Source organism: Amycolatopsis sp. NPDC088138 (assembly GCF_044741685.1).
Classification (GTDB): Bacteria; Actinomycetota; Actinomycetes; order Mycobacteriales; family Pseudonocardiaceae; genus Amycolatopsis.
In genome coordinates, this window is the sequence record NZ_JBIUTB010000002.1 from 1143798 (window position 1) to 1163697 (window position 19900).

Genomic DNA, 19900 nt, shown 5'->3' on the forward strand with positions numbered 1-19900 from the left:
TCAGCCCGAGTGCGGGCAGTTGCCCCGGTAGTCCGAGATCGTCGTGCTCGTACCCGGGATCGGGCAGAGGAACTGCTCGTACCGGGTGTCGTTGTCGATGAACCGCTTGAGCCAGGACAGCGTGTACTTCGCGATCGTCGTGTTCGACGAGTTGGGCGCGAAGTGGCTGGCACCACGCAGTTCCAGGTACGCCTTGTCCAAAGAGGACGGCAGGCTCGTGTAGAACGGGATCGAGTGCGACGCCACCGGCGCGACCGTGTCGGCCTGGGCCCCGACGACCAGCGTGGGTACCCGCACGGTCGACCAGCTCTTCGTCAGGTTCCAGCCGGTCAACGGGATGGCCGCCTGCAGGGACGGCCGCGAGCGCGCTGCCTCCAGCGTGCCGCCGCCGCCCATCGAGTGGCCGACGACGCCGAGCCTGCTGCTGTCGATCCGCGACCGCACCGAGCTCTGCTGGGTCAGGTAGTCCAGCGAGGCCAGCAGCTGACGGCCCCGGCTGTCGGGCTGGTCGCTCGTGGTGATCGTGTCGATCGTGAACACCACGAAACCCTGCGACGCGAGCCGCGGGCCCAGCCAGGAGATGCTCGACTGGGTGGCCGTGAAGCCGGGGGCGATCGAGATCGCGCCGAACGTGCCGGCGGTGGTGCTGGTCGGGTAGTAGATGGTGCCGCCGCCGAAGCCGGACACCGCGAGCCGGGACACCGTGGTGGTGCTGGTCGCGAAGCTGCCGCGGCTGGCTTCGATGCTGGACGTGGTCGGTGCCGGACCCCGTTCGTAGGGGTTGTCGGCGGCCGTCGCCGGCGCGACGACACCGGCGGCCAGCGCCAGCGCGGCGGCCACCACCGCGGTGGCCTTGCCCCGCCAGCCGTGGTGGCGGCGGGCGGAGATTTTCTCACCCGAGCCAGACGACGTCGGCGGGCTGGTGAGTACGGACATGGATCGCTCTCTTTCCCCGGGCAGGCGAAAAGCACGCCCGGATACGGACGGGCAGACCGATGGAACCGTGGCACGGCAAGGGAACGCATGCCGCGTGCGAGGAAGCGGGGGTAGTCGCTCCCGTCGCCTCATGAAACACTTAGGCGAAATGTTCCACAACGGCCGAACGGGTGAGGGGTGTCCGATTGCTGGTGAATGACTGACGGCCCGGTGCGGGCCCCGGCCGGCGGGCACGCCGTGTCGACCCTTCGATCACGCGTGTCGACTGCTCGATCACGTGTGTCGGCGCTTCCGTCACGCGTGCCGGCGCTTCCGTCACGGGGCATCGCCCGGAAGTTTCCGGGGCACCTGCGGGGGCCCTCGGCGTTCGTCGATGGAGGATTCTGGTCACCCAGCGTCCCAAATCCTCCATCGACGCCAGCGTGGAACAGGTTCGCCGCCCTCGGCGCGCCAAGGCGCCTTGGACCAGCTTGTCGAGCAGCGTGGTCGCGACGGTCCGCGCACGGATCGTGGTCGACCGGCTTCCGGGGTGCCACAACCGCGCCGCTTCCGCAGGCCGCTTGCCCGCCGCCGGTGCACAACTTGTTCGCGTGGGCCAGGGCGCTCGGGCGAGGGGCAGCCGATCCCGGTTCAGCGCTCCAGGGCGCCTTGGACCAGCTTGTCGAGCAGGGTGGTCGCGACGGTCAGCTCCACCGACCGCGCCGCAAGCACATCCGAATACAGGAACGACTCACCGAGCCGGACCACGGCGAACGCCAGGTCCGGCAGCGGGACCAGCGGCGTCAGCCCGGCGGCTTCGGCGTCGGCGCGGAACAGGTCGACGTGGGCGTCGACCAGGGCGGGCTGGACGCCTCCGCGCGGGTCGGTCAGCACGCGCAGGGCGACCGTCGACTCGGTCTCGAACAGCTTGCGCATGCCCTCGTTGCCGGCGACCTCGCGGCGGTAGTCCTCCATCACCCACAGGCAGCGCAGCCGCCCGGCCGGGTCGCGGACCGCGTCGCCGTGTTCGGCGTGCCAGCGGTCGAGTGCCTGCTGCCAGGTCCGGTCGGACAGCAGCCGCAGGCCGGCGCCCATCAGCTCGTCGCGGTTGCCGACGCGGCGGAAGAACGTCGTGCGCGAGATCCCCAGCTCGGCCGCCATCCGGCCCAGGTCGAGGCGGGTGCCGGCGAACAGGAGCCGGGCCGCGTGCCGGACGATGTCGTCGGTCGAGACAGTCACCGGGCGCAGCCTAGCGCCTCACCCGCCCGGCTCCGGTCCCGCATCGACCGTCCATTGTGGACCATGGCCGGGAGCGACGGAGGCTTCAGCCGCCCTTTGGGGGCTTTCCTTCGCGAAGCTAAGCGTTATTCTGTCGGCATGATCAAGCGCACGGTGCTGGACGCCACCCGCGAGCTCCTCCGGGAACTCGGTCTCACCACAGTATTCGGCAATCCCGGCACCACCGAGGTGCCCTTCCTCGCCGACTGGCCGGACGACTTCTACTACATCCTGGGGCTGCAGGAGGCCTCGGTCGTCGCGATGGCCGACGCCTACTCCCAAGCCACCCGTCAAGCCGTGCTCGTCAACCTGCACTCCGCGGGCGGCGTCGGGCACGGCCTCGGCAGCCTCTTCACCGCCTACCGCAACCGGACCCCGCTCATCATCGTCGCGGGGCAGCAGAACCGGGCGCTGCTCCCGCACGATCCCTTCCTCGGCGCGATCGACGCCGCCGAGTTCCCCAAGCCGTACGTGAAGTGGTCGATCGAGCCCGCCACCGCCGAGGACGTCCCGGCCGCGATCGCCCGCGCTTACCAGGTTGCGACGCAGGCACCGTCCGGTCCGGTCTTCGTGTCCGTCCCGGCCGACGACTGGACCGCCACCACCGAACGCCCGATCGTCAGCCGGCCGCGCATCCGCGGCTTCGCGCCGGACCCCGAGGCGGTCGAGGAGCTCGCCGCCGCGCTCGCCGCCGCCGAACGGCCCGCGTTCGTCGTCGGCAGCGCCGTCGACCAGGACACCGCCGTCGAGGAGGCCGTCGCGCTCGCCGAGCGGGTCCAGGCCGGGGTGTTCGCCGCGCCGATGTCCTCCCGGTGCTCGTTCCCCGAGAACCACGCCCTCTTCCAGGGCTTCCTCGAACCCGAACGCGGCTCGATCTCGGACAAGCTGGCCCCGTACGACCTCGTCGTCGTGCTCGGCGCGCCCGCGTTCACCTACCACGTCGACCGCGGCCGGGGTGAGGCTCCGCTGCCGCCGCTGTTCCTCCTCAGCGACGACGAGCAGATCCTCGCGCGCGCCGCCGAAGGCACCGGGATCCGCGCCACGCTGAAGCTCGGCATCCGCGCCGTGCTGGACGCGGTCGCTCCCGGTGAGCGGCTCGCACCGTCGCCGCGCACGCGGCCCGTGAAGCCGAGCGGGGAGAAGCTGACCGGCGAGTTCGTCTACTCGACACTCGCGGATCTGTTGCCGGACAACGCGATCGTCGTCGAGGAGGCGCCCAGCCACCGCGGCGTCCTGCACGAGCACCTGCCGATCACCTCGACCGACACGGGTTTCCTGACGGTCTCCAGCGGCACGCTCGGTTACGGCGTCCCGGGTGCGGTCGGGGCGGCGCTCGCCCGGCCGGACCGCAAGGTCGTCGGCGTGGTCGGCGACGGCTCCAGCATGTACGGCATCCAGGCACTGTGGACGGCCGCGCGCCAGGAGCTCCCGGTGACGATCGTGATCCTCGACAACACCGAGTACGCGGCGGTCCGCATCTTCGGCGAGTCGATCGACGGCGGGAAGCTCCCGGGCACCTCGCTGGGCGGCATCGACTTCGCCGCGCTGGCCTCGAGCATGGGCTGCCAGAGCGTGACGATCACCGAGCCGTCGGGCCTGGCCGCCGGCCTCGCCGCGGCCCTGGACGACAAGCGCCCGACGCTGGTGCACATCCGCGTCACCTCGGCGGAGAAGTCGCTGTACTGACACCGAGACAAAAGGGCCGGCCTGGCCGGTTTCCTCCCGAAGGGGAAGGAAACCGGCCAGGCCGGCCGATTTTTGGAGCGGGTGCGCGTTACCTCAGTTGGTCGCCTGGGGGGCGATCATCGACGCGGCGTCCACCGGGGACGTGATCGCGCCCATCTGGAGCATCAGGTCGGGCACGCGCTGGAGGCGCCGGGGGTCCAGCTTCGCGGTGAAGGCGGGGAGGTTGAGCAGCTTCGCCGTGCCTTCGTCGATCTTGGCGTACTTGACCAGGATCGGCTCGATCTTGGACCGGTCCGAAGCCGTGTCACTGGTGGCCTTCGCCAACGCGCGCTGGAAGGCGGCGAGGGTCTTCGGGTTGGCCTGCACCCACTTCTTGGTCGCGGCGTAGCCCGACAGCGGGAAGTCCTGGGTGGCGCCGGAGTTGACGTCGACCACCGGGATCGCGCCCGCGGACTTGGCGGCCTGCGAGAGGAACGGTTCGGGCAGCAGTGCCGCGTCGACCTGACCCCCCGAGAGTGCCGCCGCGACGTTCGGGAACGGGATCGAGACCCAGTTCACCTTGTCGATGGGAACGCCGTGGTCCTTCATCAGGGACTTGGCCAGCAGGTCGCTCGCCGTGTTCTTGGCGGTCATCGCGATCCGCTTGCCCTCGAGGTCCTTGATCGTCTTCACCGGCGAGTTCGGCACGGTGACGATCGCGAAGGACTTCGGGCTGATGGACGTCGCGTCCGAGACGAACTGGAGGTCGGCCGCGCCGGTGCTCTTCGCGACGAAGAACGGCATGTAGCTCGAGATCGCGATGTCGACCTCGCCGGAAATCGCCTTGGTCATGGACGCCTGGCCACTCGCGGCCGGGACGGCCTCCACGTCGAGGCCTTCGGCCTTGAAGTAGCCGCCGTCCTGGCCGAGCCACAGCGGGGCGGTGTCGATGGTGGGCAGGATCGCGACCTTGATCTTCGTCTTCTCCAGGCCGCCCCCTGTCGACGAGGTGTTCGAGCTGTCCGAGCCGAGGGCGCTGCAGCCGGTGAGGGCGGTGGCAGCTGCGACGGTGAGGGCGAGCCCGAGCGCGGCGCGGCGAGTGCGAACCCGGCCACCGCTCATGGCGTTTCCAAGCAAGGCCTGCTCCTTGAAGAAAGTGTCGATTCGGGGACCGAATCAGGTGGGAGTACGTGACTCATTCTCGGGGGAGTCACGCGGGCCACTGTAGAGGCGGTGACCACCCACTCACAACGGGTGGGATCAATACTCAGGAGGGTGACACGCGTCACTTTTTTGCTCTCTGGGCTAGACCGGTTACTCCAGTCGTTGTAGCAGTTCACCCAGTGTAGGACCAAGATCTTGAATATGAGATGTCAGAAGCTCCGGGTGATCGAACTCCGCGGAGTTGGCCTGGGTGAGCAGGATCTCGGCGCTGCCGACCATTCAGGACACTCCCTCACCCGGGGGAGGCGAGCAAGGTCTCACCCATCGTGGTCTCTTGTGGACCCTGGGTAGCCACTGTCCGGACGGGACGGATTTCCCGAGACGCTCCGGACGAAAAGCCGGAGATGGCGCTCGAATAACGCGCTTATTTCACTTTGCTGTCGACTCGGACACGCGCGGACGTCCCCCGCAGGTCGCCGACGGTTACGTTGAGGTACGTGGCGCGCCGTGGTTACGGTGGTGGGAGTTCCCGATCAAGGAGTGCGTCGTGCGCGTCGACATCTGGTCCGATCTCGTCTGCCCGTGGTGCTACCTCGGCAAGCGCCGGTTCGAGCAGGCCGTGGCCGAGCTCGGCGTGGACGTCGAGGTGGTGCACCACTCGTTCCAGCTCGACCCGTCGTTCCCGCGCGGGACGTCGCGGCCGACCCGCGAGCTGCTCTCGGAGAAGTACGGCCGGACGCTCGAAGAGGCCGACGAGATGGAAGCGCAGATGGAACAGCGCGCCGCGGCCGACGGGCTCGAGTACCACCTCGACGGTGTCCACATGGGAAACACGGTCGACGGGCACCGCCTGGTCCACCTCGCCGCCGAGCGCGGCGTGGCCGACGAGGTCGTCGATCGCTTCTATCGCGCGCACTTCACCGAACGGCGCTCGCTGTTCGACCGCGACTCGCTCGTCGAGCTGGCCGCCGAAGCGGGCCTGGACGCCGACGAGGCCCGCGCCGTGCTCGCGTCGGACGCCTACGAAGCCGAAGTCGAGGCGGACGGTGAGCAGGCGCGGGCCCTCGGGGCGACCGGGGTGCCGTTCTTCGTGATCGACAGCCGGTTCGGGGTCGCCGGCGCTCAGACACCGGAGGTCTTCACCCAGGTGCTGCGCCGGGCATTGGAGCCCGCGGCCGGTTAGCGGCGGCGACGCCGGCTGAAGCGCGACCGGTCGGTGGCGACACCGGCCAGGTGCAGTGCGACGCACAGCAGCCCGGCGGTGGTCAGGGTGCTCGTGGTGATGATCGGGCCGAGACCGAACCCGGCGAGCTCCATGATCAGGGCGAGCCCGAAGAGCACTGCGGCGACGATGGCGAGCATGACGTCCTCGTTTCTTGATGGGACACGTCTGAATGGTCCCAACCACTACGGCATTTGCGTTACCGGACAACGGAATCGCCGTCCGGCTGGTGGCCAGTAGTTCCCCCTGGGCGCCGCGGTCAAACGAGGTCTCGAAGCCGGACTATTCCGGCGGCGGTGCGGTGCTGGCGCGGACGACCAGTTCGGTCGGGACGGTCACCGGCGCGCCCGCTTCGACGTCGGCCGCGATCTCGGCGAGCAGGGCCGCCACCGCGTGGCGGCCGACCGCCTCGAACGACTGCCGGATCGTCGTGAGCGGGGGCCAGAAGTGGGCGGACTCGTCCATGTCGTCGAACCCGACGACACTCACCTCGCCCGGCACGCTGCGGCCGGCTTCGTGCAACGCGCGCAGCAGGCCGAGCGCCATCTGGTCGTTCGCCGCGAACACCGCCGTCACCGCGGGGTCCGCCGCGAGCCGCTGTCCCGCGCGGTAGCCCGACTCGGGGGTCCAGTCGCCGGTCGACATCGGGGGAACCGGACGGCCGGCACCCTCCAAAGTGGCCTGCCACGACTTCCGGCGCCGCTCGGCGGCGTAGGACTGCGGCGGGCCGGCGATGTGCCAGACCGTGTGGTGCCCGAGGCCGAGCAGGTGCCGGGTCGCCTGCGCCGCGCCGTCGGCCTGGTCGGTGTCGACGACCGGGTAGTCGTACCGCGCGCTGGAGTCGATCACCACCACCGGCAGGCCGTGCGGCAGCTCGATCTCGCTCTGGTCGAGCTGGTGCTGCTCGATGAGGATGACGACGCCGTCGACGGACTGCTCGTTGAGCTTGCCGAACGCCCCGGTGACCTCACCCTGCGTCGGCCGCGTCACCGGCATCAGGATGATCGAGAACCCTTCGGCGACGACCGCGGCGGCGATGGCGTCGAGCGTGCGGCTGTTCCCGAACGTCGGCAGCGCCGAGATGATCACGCCGATGCTGCGGAACTTCCCGTTGCGCAGCGCGCGGGCGGCGCTGTTGGGCCGGTAGCCGACCCGGCGCATCGCGGCCAGGACCCGCTCGCGCGTCGTGTCGTCGACGTTGGTCCGGCCGTTCGCCACCCGGGAGACCGTCTGGCCCGACACGCCCGCCTCGCGGGCCACGTCCGCCATCGACGGTCCACGGCGGGCGGATGCTGCCGACACGGGTGACTCCTTGGCTACCTGGACATGTTTACGTCAACACGTTACCCTCCGGTCGTCCATGTTGACGTAAACATCAGCACGAACCCGCCGGAGGGACGATGACGTCCACAGTGGCCCCACTGACTCGCCGGAGACGGCGGCAGTGGCGTGGCTGGCTCTTCGTCGCCCCGTTCATGGTCGTGTTCGCGCTGACGTTCCTCGCGCCGATCGCCTACGCGTTCGGGCTCAGCCTCTTCCGCGACCAGGCCTTCTTCGGCGGGACGACGTTCGTGGGCGGCGCGAACTACGCCGACGTGCTCGCCGACACGAAGTTCTGGGAGTCCTTCCTGCGGGTGCTGCTGTTCCTCGCCGTCCAGGTGCCGGTGATGCTGCTGCTCGCGCTGGTCGCGGCGCTGGCGATCGACAGCGCGCGGCTGCACGCGGCCGGGTTCTTCCGGATCGTGATCTTCCTGCCCTACGCCGTGCCCGCCGTGGTCGCCGCACTGATGTGGGGCTTCATCTACGGCGACCACTTCGGACTCGCGGCGGACCTGAACCACCTGCTCGGGCGCGACGTCGTGAAACCGTTGTCGGACCACTGGATGCTCGCCTCGATCGGCAACGTCGTCACCTGGGAGTTCGTGGGCTACAACATGCTCATCTTCTACTCCTCGCTGAAGGTGATCCCGAAGGAGCTGTTCGAGGCCGCGGCGATCGACGGCGCGGGCGCGTTCCGCACGATCTCGAGCATCAAGCTCCCGGCGCTGCGGGGCGCGATCGTGATCGCCACGATCTTCTCGATCATCGGCAGCTTCCAGCTGTTCAACGAGCCGAACATCATGCGCACGCTGGCGCCCAACGTGATCGGCACGTTCTACACGCCGAACATGTACGCCTACAACCTCTCCTTCGGCGGGCAGCAGTACAACTACTCCGCCACGGTCGCGATCGTGATGGGCGCGATCACCGCCGTCATCGCCTACGTCGTGCAGCTGCGCGGCTCCCGGAAGGGGATGTGATGACGGCGGTTTCGGTGACCCGGCCGCGGCGGTCCCGCGTGCTCACCACGGTCATGGCGCTGTACCTGCTCTACACGCTGGTCCCGCTGCTGTGGCTGGTGATCAACGCGACCAAGACGCAGGACGCGCTGTTCAGCAGTTCGGGCCTGGCGTTCGGCGGCCCGTTCGCGCTGTTCGACAACATCGGCGAGACGTTCACCTACGACAACGGCATCTTCCTGCGCTGGCTGGGGAACACGCTGCTCTACGTCGGGGTCGGGGCCGGCGGCGCGACGATCCTCGCCACCGCGGCCGGCTACGGGATGGCCAAGTACCGCTTCCCCGGCCGCAAGGCGGTCTTCGCCGTCGTCCTCGGCGCGGTGGCGGTGCCGGGCACGGCCCTCGCGGTGCCGACGTTCCTGATGTTCAGCAAGCTCGGCCTGACGAACACCCCGCTGGCCATCATCATCCCGTCGCTGATCAGCCCGTTCGGCCTCTACCTGATCTGGGTGTACGCCACCGACGCCATCCCCGACGAGCTGATGGAGGCGGCGCGGATCGACGGCGCGGGCGAGCTGCGGATCTTCTTCACGGTGACGCTGCGGCAGCTCGTCCCCGGCATCGTCACCGTCGCGCTGTTCACGATGGTGTCCACCTGGAACAACTACTTCCTGCCCCTGATCATGCTCAGCGAACCCAAGTGGTACCCGCTGACCGTCGGGCTGAACCAGTGGAGCGCGCAGGCTTCGGGCGCCGGCGCGCGGCCGGTGTTCAACCTGGTGCTCACCGGCTCTTTGCTCACCATCATCCCGCTCGTGGTCGCTTTCCTTCTCCTGCAACGCTTCTGGCAGTCCGGTCTCAGCGCGGGCAGCGTCAAGCAATGAGCACAACCGTCACACCGTCGTGAAGGGACACCCGATGTCACGCATCCGTAGTCGCGCCAAGGCGTTCGGCGCCGTCGCGCTGGCCGCCCTGCTGGCCGTGGGCTGCTCGTCCGGAAGCTCCTCCGGGCCCGCCGCCGCGACCGGCACCCAGGACTCCGTCGACGCCGCGCTCAAGGCCGGCGGGGAGATCACCTACTGGAGCTGGACGCCGTCGGCGAAGGACCAGGTCGCGGCGTTCCAGAAGGAGTTCCCGAACGTCAAGGTCAACTACGTCAACGCGGGCACGAACAAGGACGAGTACACCAAGCTGCAGAACGCGATCAAGGCCGGCTCCGGCGCCCCCGACGTCGCGCAGGTCGAGTACTACGCCCTGCCGCAGTTCGCGCTGACCGACTCGCTCGCCGACCTCGGCCAGTTCGGCTTCCAGTCGTTCGAAAAGGACTACAGCGCCTCGACGTGGGCTCAGGTCAAGAGCAACAACGGGCTCTACGGCCTGCCGCAGGACTCCGGCCCGATGGCCTTGTTCTACAACAAGGAGGTCTTCGACAAGAACGCCATCACCGTGCCGAAGACGTGGGACGAGTACGTCGCCGCGGCCAAGAAGCTGCACGCGGCCGACCCGTCGAAGTACATCACGTCCGACACCGGTGACCCCGGCTTCGCGCTGAGCATGATCTGGCAGGCGGGCGGGCACCCGTTCACCGCGGACGGCCGGAACGTGAAGATCAACCTGGCGGACGCGGGCTCGAAGAAGTGGACCACGCTGTGGAACCAGCTGGTTCAGGGCAAGCTGCTCGCCCCGGTCAAGGAGTGGTCCGACGACTGGTTCCGCGCGCTGGGCGACGGCACCATCGCCACCCTGGTCACCGGCGCCTGGATGCCCGGCAACTTCAAGTCCTCGGTGCCCGGCGGCGCCGGGAAGTGGGCGGTGGCGCCGATGCCGACCTACGACGGGCAGCCGGTCACCGCGGAGAACGGCGGCAGCACGCAGTCGGTGCTCAAGCAGAGCAAGAACCCGGCGCTGGCCGCGGCGTTCGTGCGCTGGCTCAACCACGGCAACGGCGTGAAGCCGTTCATCGAAAGCGGTGGTTTCCCGGCCACCACGGCCGACCTGAGCTCGCCCGCGTTCGTCGACGAGGCCGTGCCGTACTTCGGCGGGCAGAAGGTCAACCAGGTACTGACGCAGGCGTCGAAGGACGTCGCGAAGGGCTGGAGCTACCTGCCGTACCAGACCTACGCCAACAGCGTCTTCACCGACACCGTCGGCCAGGCCTACCTGAACGGCACCAGCCTCGACGCCGGGCTGGCCGCGTGGCAGAAGGCGCTGGTCGACTACGGCAACCAGCAGGGTTTCACGGTCAGCGCGGGATGAGCGTCCGGATCGAGGGTTCCGTGGGTGAGGCCGTCGGTCCCGTCCCGCGTCGCCTGTTCGGTTCGTTCGTCGAGCACCTGGGCCGGGCGGTGTACACCGGGATCCACGAACCGGGACACTCCACTTCGGACGGTCGCGGGTTCCGGGGTGACGTGCTGGAGCTGGTCCGGGAACTCGGGCCGACGGTGGTCCGCTACCCCGGTGGCAACTTCGTCTCGGCGTACCGCTGGGAGGACGGGGTCGGGCCCGAGCGGCCGGTCCGGCTCGACCCGGCCTGGCACAGCGTGGAGTCCAACCGGTTCGGGCTGCACGAGTTCGCCGCGTGGGCCGACGCCGCGGACGTCGAGGTGATGTACGCGGTCAACCTCGGCACCCGCGGCGTCCAGGAGGCCGCCGACGTCCTCGAGTACTGCAACCACCCCGGCGGCACCGAGCTGAGCGAGCGGCGGCGCGCGAACGGCGCCGACCGCCCGTTCGGCTTCCGCTTGTGGTGCCTGGGCAACGAGATGGACGGCCCGTGGCAGATCGGGCACAAGACCGCCGACGAGTACGGCCGGCTGGCCGCGGAGACCGCGCGGGTGATGCGGATGATCGACCCGGACGTCGAGCTGGTCGTCGCCGGGAGTTCGAACGCCGAGATGCCGACGTTCGGCGAGTGGGAACGCACGGTGCTGCGGCACACGGCCGGGCTCGTCGACCACATCTCGCTGCACGCCTACTACCAGGAACACGACGGCGACACCGGCAGCTACCTCGCGAGCGCGTCGGCGCTGGACGCCTACATCCGGACGGCCGCGGGCATCATCGACGAACTGGGGCTCGAGGTCGGGATCAGCGTCGACGAGTGGAACGTCTGGGACCAGCGCCGCTGGAACTCGACCGAACAGCCCGAGCTCGTCGCGAGTGGGTGGCCGGAGCACCCGCGGTTGCTGGAGGAGACCTACACCCTGACAGACGCGGTGGTCGTCGGCTCGCTGCTGAGTGCGTTGCTGCGCAACGTCGACCGGGTCACGATGGCCAACCAGGCGCAGCTGGTGAACGTCATCGCGCCGATCCGCACCGAGCCCGGCGGCGCGGCGTGGCGGCAGCCGACGTTCCACCCGTTCCGGCTCGTTTCGTCGCTGGCTCGGGGTGTCAGCCTCCGGCTCGGCTTCGAGGGCGAGCGGATCCGCACCGCTCGGCACGGTGAGGTCGACCTCGTCGACGTCGCCGCGACTCTCGACGGGTCCGCCGGCGCAGTGTTCCTCACGAATCGTGCCCCTATTGCCGGCACTGACGTCGAGATCCGGCTCCGCGGCGCGCGGTTCGAGGTGGCCGCCGCCGAAACCCTTTCCGAGGCGGGGCCGGTGCCCTTGCCCGGTGCCGCCGCGACGTCCGACGCGAAAGGAACCACCATCACCGTGACGCTGCCCCCGCGGTCCTGGTCCGTGCTCCGGCTGGCGGCCCCGGATGCCTGAGTTCGCCATCGGGGACACCGACTTCCTGCTCGACGGCCGCCCGTTCCGGATCCTGTCCGGCGCGCTGCACTACTTCCGGGTGCACCCGGACCTGTGGGCCGACCGGATCGACAAGGCGCGGCGGATGGGGCTCAACACCATCGAGACGTACGTGCCGTGGAACGCGCACGCGCCCGAACCCGGCACCTTCGACGTCACCGGCGGGCTCGACCTCGACCGGTTCCTGCGGCTGATCGCCGACGCCGGGATGTACGCGATCGTGCGGCCCGGTCCGTACATCTGCGCGGAGTGGGACAACGGCGGCCTGCCGGCGTGGCTGTTCCGCGATCCCGAGGTGGGCGTTCGCCAGTTCGAGCCGCGGTACCTCGCGGCCGTGCGGGAGTACCTGACGCGGGTGTTCGAGGTCGTCGTGCCGCACCAGGTCGACCGCGGCGGGCCGGTGCTGCTGGTGCAGGTCGAGAACGAGTACGGCGCGTTTGGCGACGACAAGCGGTACCTTCAAGCGCTGGCCGAGTACACGCGTTCGGCCGGGGTGACCGTGCCACTGACCACAGTGGACCAGCCGGACATGCTCGAAGTCGGCGGTCTGGACGGGCTGCACCGGACGGCGTCGTTCGGCTCCGGCGCGGCGGCGCGGCTGGCTCTTCTGCGCGAGCACCAGCCGACCGGGCCGCTGATGTGCAGCGAGTTCTGGAACGGCTGGTTCGACAACTGGGGCGCCCACCACCACACGACGTCGGCCGCCGACGCCGCGGCGGAGCTGGACACACTGCTCGCCGCGGGCGCGTCGGTCAACCTGTACATGTTCCACGGCGGCACCAACTTCGGGCTCACCAGCGGGGCCAACGACAAGGGCGTCTACCAGCCGATCGTCACGTCCTACGACTACGACGCGCCGCTGGACGAAGGCGGCGACCCGACGCCGAAGTACCACGCGTTCCGGGAGGTGATCGCCCGCTACCACAAGGTGCCCGACACGGTCCCGCCCCCGGCACGGCCCGCGCCGACGCCGTCGGCGGTGCTGGGTGCCCCGGTGCCGTTGCTCGACGCCCCGGAGCGCTGGGGCACGTGGCGGTCCTTCGACGAGCTGCCGGTGTTCGACGACCTGTCCCCGATGCCGCGGCTGGCGTTGCTGCGGACCTGGGTCGACGGGCCGGGGGTGCTGGTGTTCGGCGAGGTCCGCGACCGCGCGACGGTGTTCCTGGACGGCGTCCGCGTCGGCACGCTGCTGCGGGAGCACCACGAGCGCGCCCTCCCGCTGCCGGGCGGTCCTGGTGAGCTGCTGGTGCTGGTCGAGGACGAGGGCCGCGTCGACTACGGCCCGCGCATCGGCGAGCCGAAGGGCATCATCGGCGGCGCGTCGGTGGACGGCTCGCCGTTGCTCGGCTGGGAGGTGCTGCCGATCGACCTGGCCACGCTGCCTACTGGGCGTTCCTCGCAGGTCGTGGGGCCGGTGGCCGGTCCGGTGCTGCTGCGCGCTTCGGTGGACGTCTCCGCGCCGGCCGACCTGTTCCTGGACACCGGCGAGTGGGGCAAGGGAATGGCGTGGTTCAACGGTTTCCCACTGGGCCGCTACTGGCGGCGCGGGCCGCAGCGGACGCTGTACGTGCCGCGGCCGGTCGTCCGGGCGGGGGCCAACGAGCTGGCGGTTTTGGAACTGGACACGTTGCTGGACCCGGCGGCCAGGTTCGTGCCGCGGCCACTGCTGGGGCACACCGAAGCGTGAGCGGGGAAATTCGGTGGCGGCGGGACCGGCCGGCCGGTCCACTGGCGTGGTGACCCCATCGCTGACCGACCGCGGCGCCCGGCTGCGCGACGACGACCGCCACGAAGAAGCCCTCCCGCTGCTGCGGGAGGCGGTGGCCGCCGGCGTCGCGTCTGCTGGCTTTCACCCTGCTGGAGACCGGTGACTGCGAAGCGGCCGAGGAGGTGCTCGTGACCGCGGCGAGACGCGGTTGGCCGGGCACGCCGGAATCGCCGAGTCGGCGTACCGGACTGCGCTCGCGACCGGGGACGGCGAAGCCGCCAACGACTTCGGGGTGTTCCTGCGCGGGCAGGAGCGGTTCGACGACGCGATCGCAGTGCTGACCGCGGCGGTCCGAGCCGGGGATACGCCGGCCGCCGGCAACCTCGTCCACCCGTACCTGGAGGATCTCGCGGACGTCGACACCGCCGAGCGGCTCGCTCGCGAGCACCTCGACGAGCGCCGGCCGAGCACGTACGGCGTGCTCGCGGCGCGGGGAAACCTGGTCGAAGCCGAGGAGGCGCACCGGAGGTCCGTCGAACTGGCCGCCGAGCGTGAGTTCCGGCTGGCGAAGGAGAACGACGAACCGGGCTGGGGGTACGAGCTGGGGCAATTCCTGGTGGTGCGAGGACGGCCGGACGAGGCCGGTGACGTCCTGGCGCACGCGTCGGCGTGGGGCGACCTCGAAGCACGGGCCCTGCTCGAAGACCTCGAAGACCTCGAAGACCTCGAAGCCTGAGTCAGGGTTTTCCGGAGGGGCGCCGGTGCAGGAGGTCGAAGCGGGACCACATCGCCTCCGCCGCCTCGATGGACTTGCCCGTGCGGGCCGGGTCCACCGCGGCCAGCTGGGCGACGATCGCCTGGACCAGGGCCATGCCCGCGGTCAGGGACGGGAAGAACGTGACGCCCTCGGCCGGTACCAGCAGCACGCTCTCCGCCGCGCCGGCCAGCGACGGGCTGGCCGCGTCCGTGACGGCGAAGACCCGCGCGCCCCGGCTCTTCGCTTCCTCCGCCGCCAGGACCGTGCTCTCGTACAGGCGCCAGAAGCTGATCGCCACCAGCACGTCTTCGCCGGTCAGCTTGGCCGTCGTGTTGGCCAGTTCCGCGTCGCCCGCCGTCACCGCGTGGACGTCGTAGCCCGCGAGACGCGCGTTGTGCGCGAACGCGATGCCGACCGCCGCGTAGCTGCCGTCGGCGATCACCACGGTCCGGCGGGCCGCCGCGATCGCCCGGGCGACCTCGCGGATCAGCTCCTCGTCGATCCGGCGGTTGAGCAGGGCGAGGCTGTCGAGGTCGCGGCTCAGGGACGCCGAGCCCGGCGAGTCGACGCCGCGGTGTTCCTCGGCGACCTGCGGCGCGCTCAGCGACGACAGGTACCGCGCCCGCAGCTCCTGCTGCAACGCCGGCCAGCCGGCGAAGCCCAGCGCCTGGGCCGTGCGGGTCACCGTCGCGATGTTGACGCCGGCGAGCTGGGCCAGCTCGGCCGTCGAGCCGAACGACGCCCGCCTCGGCTGGGTCACCAGCACGTCGAGCACCGCCGCCGACTTCGGCCGCAGCCCCCGCTCCGGCAGCCGGTCCCGGAGCCATCCCTCGAAACCGTCGTCGGTCTCCGCCACCTGAGCCCCTCCCTTGACCGCGCCACCGTAACGCAGGGTGCACACATGCAAAGAACGTTGCAGATCTGCTGAAGTGCAGTATACGTTGTCCGCACTCGCGCAGCCCGGATCACGGAAGGTGCTCCTCATGACGCTGCTGGCACGACTGGACCGGCTCCCGCTGAGCCGTCCGCACTACAAACTGCTGCTCATCGGCGGGCTCGGGTACACCTTCGACGGCATGGACTCCGCGGTCGTCGCGTTCCTGCTGCCCAGCGCGAAAACCGCGTGGGGACTGGACAACGGCCAGCTCGGGCTGATCGGCTCGGCCACGCCGTTCGGCTTCCTCTTCGGCGCGATCGCGGCCGGCCTGCTCGGCGACCGCATCGGCCGCAAGAAGGTCATGATGTACGCGCTGGCCTTCTACGCCCTGTTCTCGGTCATCGCGTCCTTCTCGCCCAACTACGAGGTCTTCCTCGGCGCCCGGGTGCTGGCCGGGGCCGGTGCGGGCGCCGAGAGCGCGATCATCGCGCCGTTCCTGTCCGAGTTCGTTCCCGCGAAGCGGCGCGGCTGGTTCGTCGGCGCGCTCGCCGGGTTCTTCTCCTTCGGCTTCGTCGCGGCCGCGCTGATCGGGCGGTTCGTCGTGCCGTCGTTCGACGAGGGCTGGCGGGTCGCGCAGCTGGTCACCGCGCTGCCGATCGTCATGCTCCTGTGGTGGCGCCGGTCGCTGCCCGAATCGCCGCGCTTCCTGCTCGCGCAGGGCCGGGACGCCGAAGCGGAGACGGTCGTCGCCCAGCTCGAACGCGACGTCGAGAAGGCCACCGGTACCGCGCTCCCGCCGGTCCCGGCCGCCGACACCCAGCCCGTGACCGAGACGCCGAAGGTCAACCTCCTCAGCGCGCTGAAGTTCCTGTGGAGTCCCGCGATGGCGCGCCGGACGGCGGTGATCTGGGCCGTCTGGTTCGTGATCACGTTCTCCTACTACGGGTTCTTCTCGTGGATCCCGACGCTGCTGGTCGAGCGCGGGATCACCGTCACCAAGAGCTTCGAGTTCTCGATCATCATCTACCTGGCCCAGGTGCCCGGGTACTTCTCGGCGGCCTGGCTCTCGGAGCGGCTCGACCGCAAGCACACCATCGCGCTGTACCTGGCGGGCTCCGCGGTGAGCGCGTTCTGGCTGAGCCAGATGTCCGCGCCGTGGTCGATCACGCTGGCCGGCGCGGTGCTCTCGTTCTTCCTCAACGGCACCTACGCCGGGGTGTACTCCTACACGCCCGAGGTGTTCCCGACCTGGATCCGGGCCAGCGGCACCGGCCTGTCGAGCGCGTTCGGCCGGGTCGGCAGCATCCTGGCGCCGACGATCATCGGCCTGTCCTCGGCGAGCCTCGGGTTCGCCGGCGTCTTCGGCCTGACGACGATCGTCCTGGCCGCCGGGGTGGTGTGCGTGGTCGTGTTCGGCCTGTCCACCGCCGGGCGCTCGCTCGAAGAACTGACCGAACACGGTGCGCCCGCGGCCACCGCCAAGGAGATGACGAAGTGAAGCTGTCCACAGTGGAGGAACGGGTGCGCGACGCGATCGGCGTGCGGCTGTTCACCGTGCTCGCGTGGGTGCCGGAACGCCAAGCGCTGCGGCGGGTGCACAGCAGCCATCCCGCGGAGTACCCGGTCGGCGGGGAGAAGACCGTCGAGGTCGCCGCGGGCTGGCTCGCCCGGTGCGTCACCGCGCAGGAGCCCTACCTCGGGCCGGACCGCGCGGCGGTGCGCGAGATCTTCGCCGACCACGCGCTGATCGACGCGCTCGGCTGCGGCGCCGTGATCAACGTGCCCGTCGTCGCGGACGGCCGGACGCTCGGTGTGCTCAACATCCTCGACGCGGAAGGCCGCTACGACGAGGATTCGGTGGTGACGGCCGCGTCGCTCGCGCCGCTGGCCGTGCCCGCGCTGCGTGAACTCGAGGAGGAGAAGAACCGGTGACTGGATCGCTGCTGCTGCGCAACGCCAAGCTGCTCGACCCGCTGACGGGGGAGTACACCGAGGGTGACCTGCGGTGCGCCGACGGGCGGATCGCCGAGGTCGGCCCCGGGCTGGCCGCGGCCGACGTGCGCACCGAGGACCTGCGCGGCGCCGTCGTGCTGCCCGGGCTGATCGACGCGCACGTGCACGTCAACGCGTCGACGGCGGACCTCGGCTCGCTGTCGTCGGCGTCACCGTCCTATGTGGCCGCTCAGGCCGCCCGCACCATGAGCGAGATGCTCGACCGCGGCTTCACCACCGTGCGCGACGCCTCGGGCGCCGACTACGGCCTCGCCGACGCGCAGGCCGAAGGGCTGTTCCGCGGGCCGCGGCTGCTGTTCTGCGGCAAGGCGCTGAGCCAGACCGGCGGGCACGGCGACAGCCGGACCCGCGGCACCCACGTCCGGGACGACCACCAGTGCTGCGCGGGCCTCAGCCGGGTCGCCGACGGTGTCGACGCGGTCCGCGCCGCCGCCCGCGACGAGCTGCGCAAGGGCGCCCACCACATCAAGGTGATGGCGTCGGGCGGCGTCGCCTCCCCGACCGACCGCATCGACTCGACGCAGTACTCCGCCGACGAGCTGCGCGCGATCGTCGAGGAGGCGGAGGCGGCCAACCGGTACGTCGCCGCGCACGCCTACACCGCCCGCGCCGTGAACCGGGCCCTGGAGCTGGGCATCCGGTCGATCGAGCACGGCAACCTCCTCGACGACCGCAGTGTCGAGCTGTTCCTCGAGCGGGACGCGTACCTGGTGCCGACCTTGGTGACGTACTGGGCGCTGAAGGAGGAAGGCCGCGAGCACGGCCTGCCGGAATCCAGCTGGCGCAAGGTGGACGAGGTCCTCGGCGCGGGCCTGGCGGCTTTGGACCGCGCGGCACAGGGCGGTGTGAAGCTGGTCTACGGCACCGACCTGCTCGGCGGCATGCACCGTCACCAGAACCACGAGTTCCGCCTGCGCGCCGAGGTCCAGGCACCGCTGGAGGTCCTCCGCTCGGCGACGTCGACCGCCGCGGACCTGCTGAACCTCACCGGGGAGATCGGCACCCTCGCCGTGGGCGCGCACGCGGATCTGCTCGTGGTGGAGGGTGATCCGTTGGCGGATGTCGGCGTTTTGGCCGAGCCGAAGCACTTCCGGCACGTTGTGCAGGGCGGGGAAGTGGTTTCCTAGATCCAGTTCCGCACCCCCGGCGCGTACCCCTCCGGCTTGTCACCGATCTTCAGGCCCGGCGTGACGATCCAGTTCTGGTACTCCGGCGTGAACATCCGGTAGACCGACGCGGGCGGGACCGCGCTCGCCTCGTCGAGCAGCGTGCGCAGCTCGGCGGGGATCTCGAAGTCGAGGGCCGCCATGCTCGCGCCGAGCTGCTCGGCGCTGCTGGCGCCGACGATCGCGGACGCGATGCCCGGCTGGGTGGCGACCCAGTTGAGCGCGACCTGGGCCATCGTCACGCCGAGCTTGCCCGCGACCTCCTCCAGCGGCTTGAGCAGCGCCCAGTCCCGCTCGGTCCAGGTCTGCGCGTCCGGGTCGGCGTACCGGCCCTCGGTCCCGGTGCGGTACTTGCCGGTCAGGAAGCCGCCGGCCAGCGGGCTCCACGCCGTGACGCCGAGGCCGAGCGTCTGTCCCAGCGGGACGTGCTCGGTCTCGATCTCGCGCTGCACCAGCGAATACGGCAGCTGGACGTTGATCACCGGCGTGAGTGCGTTGGCCTCGGCGAACGTCTGCGCCCGCGAGGCGTACCAGGCGGGCACGTCCGACAGCCCGGCGTAGCGGATCTTGCCCGCGCGGACGAGGTCGTCGAACGTGCGCATCACCTCTTCGACCGGGGTGAGCCGGTCCCAGGTGTGCAGCAGGAAGAGGTCGACGTAGTCGGTGCCCAGGCGGCGCAGCGAGGCCTCCAGGGCGCGGACCATGTGCTTGCGCCCGTTGCCGCCCGCGTTCGGGTCGCCGTCGGCGACGCTGTTGGTGAACTTGGTGGTGAGCACCACCCGGTCGCGGGCGTTCGCCTCGGTGATGAGCTTGCCGAGGATGGTTTCGCTTTCGCCGGCGGTGTAGAAGTCCGCGGTGTCGATGAAGTTGCCGCCGTCGTCGAGGTAGCGGCGGAAGATCGGGCGGGCCTCGCCCTCGGTCTTCCCGTAGGCGGCGTGGAAGCCGCCGGTGCCGAAGTTCATCGTGCCCAGGGCGAGCCTGCTGACGCGCAGCCCGGAGCGGCCGAGGAGGTAGTACTGGTCGAGTGACATGGGGGAGCGCTCCTGTGGAAGGAAATCTTGTGGACTTCCTCAGGGTGCCGAGACGTTTTTGGACCGGCAAGTC

General features: G+C 70.2%; 19 protein-coding genes. 12 read left to right on the top strand and 7 right to left on the bottom strand.

Annotation, left to right across the window (positions count from 1 at the left end):
- Both ACIOD2_RS12955 and ACIOD2_RS12960 read right to left on the bottom strand, forming a co-directional pair.
- Entirely contained in the window at window positions 1–936 is a 936-nt protein-coding gene (locus ACIOD2_RS12955) for an alpha/beta hydrolase family protein (RefSeq protein ID WP_400537223.1), read from the bottom strand.
- A 630-nt stretch (window positions 937–1566) separates the two neighbouring features.
- Window positions 1567–2154: a QsdR family transcriptional regulator gene (locus ACIOD2_RS12960; protein WP_323333726.1), complete on the bottom strand. Its 588-nt coding sequence runs from the start codon at window positions 2152–2154 to the stop codon at window positions 1567–1569.
- Between the two features lie 138 nt (window positions 2155–2292).
- On the opposite strand from ACIOD2_RS12960, the gene mdlC reads away from it, so the two are divergent.
- Window positions 2293–3879 carry a benzoylformate decarboxylase gene (gene mdlC, locus ACIOD2_RS12965; protein WP_400537225.1) on the top strand — a complete coding sequence of 529 codons (1587 nt, stop codon included), beginning with the start codon at window positions 2293–2295 and terminating at the stop codon, window positions 3877–3879.
- A gap of 93 nt (window positions 3880–3972) precedes the next feature.
- Here mdlC and ACIOD2_RS12970 read toward each other — a convergent pair whose 3' ends face one another.
- On the bottom strand, window positions 3973–4980 hold the full coding sequence (locus tag ACIOD2_RS12970) for an ABC transporter substrate-binding protein (protein WP_400538028.1): 1008 nt from the start codon (window positions 4978–4980) through the stop codon (window positions 3973–3975).
- Window positions 4981–5581: 601 nt separating this feature from the next.
- Between ACIOD2_RS12970 and ACIOD2_RS12975 the strand changes: the two genes are divergently transcribed.
- A complete protein-coding gene (locus ACIOD2_RS12975) occupies window positions 5582–6205 on the top strand; it encodes a DsbA family oxidoreductase (protein ID WP_400538030.1) in 624 nt (207 codons plus the stop codon).
- Here the strand turns inward: ACIOD2_RS12975 and ACIOD2_RS12980 are convergent.
- Together ACIOD2_RS12980 and ACIOD2_RS12985 are read right to left on the bottom strand one after the other, a co-directional pair.
- A complete protein-coding gene (locus ACIOD2_RS12980; RefSeq protein ID WP_400537227.1) occupies window positions 6202–6384 on the bottom strand; it encodes a hypothetical protein in 183 nt (60 codons plus the stop codon). The genes ACIOD2_RS12975 and ACIOD2_RS12980 overlap by 4 nt on opposite strands.
- Before the next feature lie 142 nt (window positions 6385–6526).
- A complete protein-coding gene (locus ACIOD2_RS12985) occupies window positions 6527–7513 on the bottom strand; it encodes a LacI family DNA-binding transcriptional regulator (protein WP_400538032.1) in 987 nt (328 codons plus the stop codon).
- 206 nt (window positions 7514–7719) lie between these two features.
- Between ACIOD2_RS12985 and ACIOD2_RS12990 the strand changes: the two genes are divergently transcribed.
- From ACIOD2_RS12990 to ACIOD2_RS13020, 7 genes are read left to right on the top strand one after another with little or no spacing between them, the layout of a single operon-like run.
- Window positions 7720–8544: a carbohydrate ABC transporter permease gene (locus ACIOD2_RS12990; protein WP_400538034.1), complete on the top strand. Its 825-nt coding sequence runs from the start codon at window positions 7720–7722 to the stop codon at window positions 8542–8544.
- Entirely contained in the window at window positions 8544–9407 is an 864-nt protein-coding gene (locus tag ACIOD2_RS12995) for a carbohydrate ABC transporter permease (RefSeq protein WP_400537229.1), read from the top strand. Before ACIOD2_RS12990 ends, ACIOD2_RS12995 begins: the two co-directional genes overlap by 1 nt.
- Before the next feature lie 34 nt (window positions 9408–9441).
- Window positions 9442–10779 (top strand): ABC transporter substrate-binding protein, encoded by a 1338-nt coding sequence (locus ACIOD2_RS13000; protein ID WP_400537231.1) that lies wholly within the window; start codon window positions 9442–9444, stop codon window positions 10777–10779.
- On the top strand, window positions 10776–12236 hold the full coding sequence (locus ACIOD2_RS13005) for an alpha-N-arabinofuranosidase (RefSeq protein ID WP_400537233.1): 1461 nt from the start codon (window positions 10776–10778) through the stop codon (window positions 12234–12236). Before ACIOD2_RS13000 ends, ACIOD2_RS13005 begins: the two co-directional genes overlap by 4 nt.
- Window positions 12229–13962, top strand: coding sequence for a beta-galactosidase family protein (locus ACIOD2_RS13010; protein WP_400537235.1), 1734 nt, complete (start codon window positions 12229–12231; stop codon window positions 13960–13962). The genes ACIOD2_RS13005 and ACIOD2_RS13010 overlap by 8 nt, the downstream gene beginning before the upstream one ends.
- Window positions 13963–14011: 49 nt before the next feature.
- Window positions 14012–14146, top strand: a complete 135-nt coding sequence (locus tag ACIOD2_RS13015; RefSeq protein ID WP_400537237.1) for a hypothetical protein — start codon at window positions 14012–14014, stop codon at window positions 14144–14146.
- 45 nt (window positions 14147–14191) lie between these two features.
- Complete coding sequence (locus ACIOD2_RS13020; RefSeq protein WP_400537239.1) at window positions 14192–14719, top strand: hypothetical protein; 528 nt, start codon at window positions 14192–14194, stop codon at window positions 14717–14719.
- 1 nt (window position 14720) lies between these two features.
- Here ACIOD2_RS13020 and ACIOD2_RS13025 read toward each other — a convergent pair whose 3' ends face one another.
- Window positions 14721–15596 (bottom strand): MurR/RpiR family transcriptional regulator, encoded by an 876-nt coding sequence (locus ACIOD2_RS13025; protein WP_400537241.1) that lies wholly within the window; start codon window positions 15594–15596, stop codon window positions 14721–14723.
- A gap of 127 nt (window positions 15597–15723) precedes the next feature.
- Here ACIOD2_RS13025 and ACIOD2_RS13030 point away from each other — a divergent pair, with 127 nt between their 5' ends.
- From ACIOD2_RS13030 to ACIOD2_RS13040, 3 genes are read left to right on the top strand one after another with little or no spacing between them, the layout of a single operon-like run.
- Window positions 15724–17115, top strand: coding sequence for an MFS transporter (locus ACIOD2_RS13030; RefSeq protein ID WP_400537243.1), 1392 nt, complete (start codon window positions 15724–15726; stop codon window positions 17113–17115).
- Window positions 17112–17549 (top strand): GAF domain-containing protein, encoded by a 438-nt coding sequence (locus ACIOD2_RS13035; RefSeq protein WP_400537245.1) that lies wholly within the window; start codon window positions 17112–17114, stop codon window positions 17547–17549. The genes ACIOD2_RS13030 and ACIOD2_RS13035 overlap by 4 nt, the downstream gene beginning before the upstream one ends.
- A complete protein-coding gene (locus ACIOD2_RS13040) occupies window positions 17546–18757 on the top strand; it encodes an amidohydrolase family protein (protein WP_400537247.1) in 1212 nt (403 codons plus the stop codon). The genes ACIOD2_RS13035 and ACIOD2_RS13040 overlap by 4 nt, the downstream gene beginning before the upstream one ends.
- On the opposite strand, the gene ACIOD2_RS13045 is transcribed toward ACIOD2_RS13040, so the two are convergent.
- Window positions 18754–19827, bottom strand: a complete 1074-nt coding sequence (locus ACIOD2_RS13045) for an aldo/keto reductase (RefSeq protein WP_400537249.1) — start codon at window positions 19825–19827, stop codon at window positions 18754–18756. The two genes, ACIOD2_RS13040 and ACIOD2_RS13045, sit on opposite strands and share 4 nt — an antisense overlap.
- Window positions 19828–19900 lie beyond the last annotated feature (73 nt).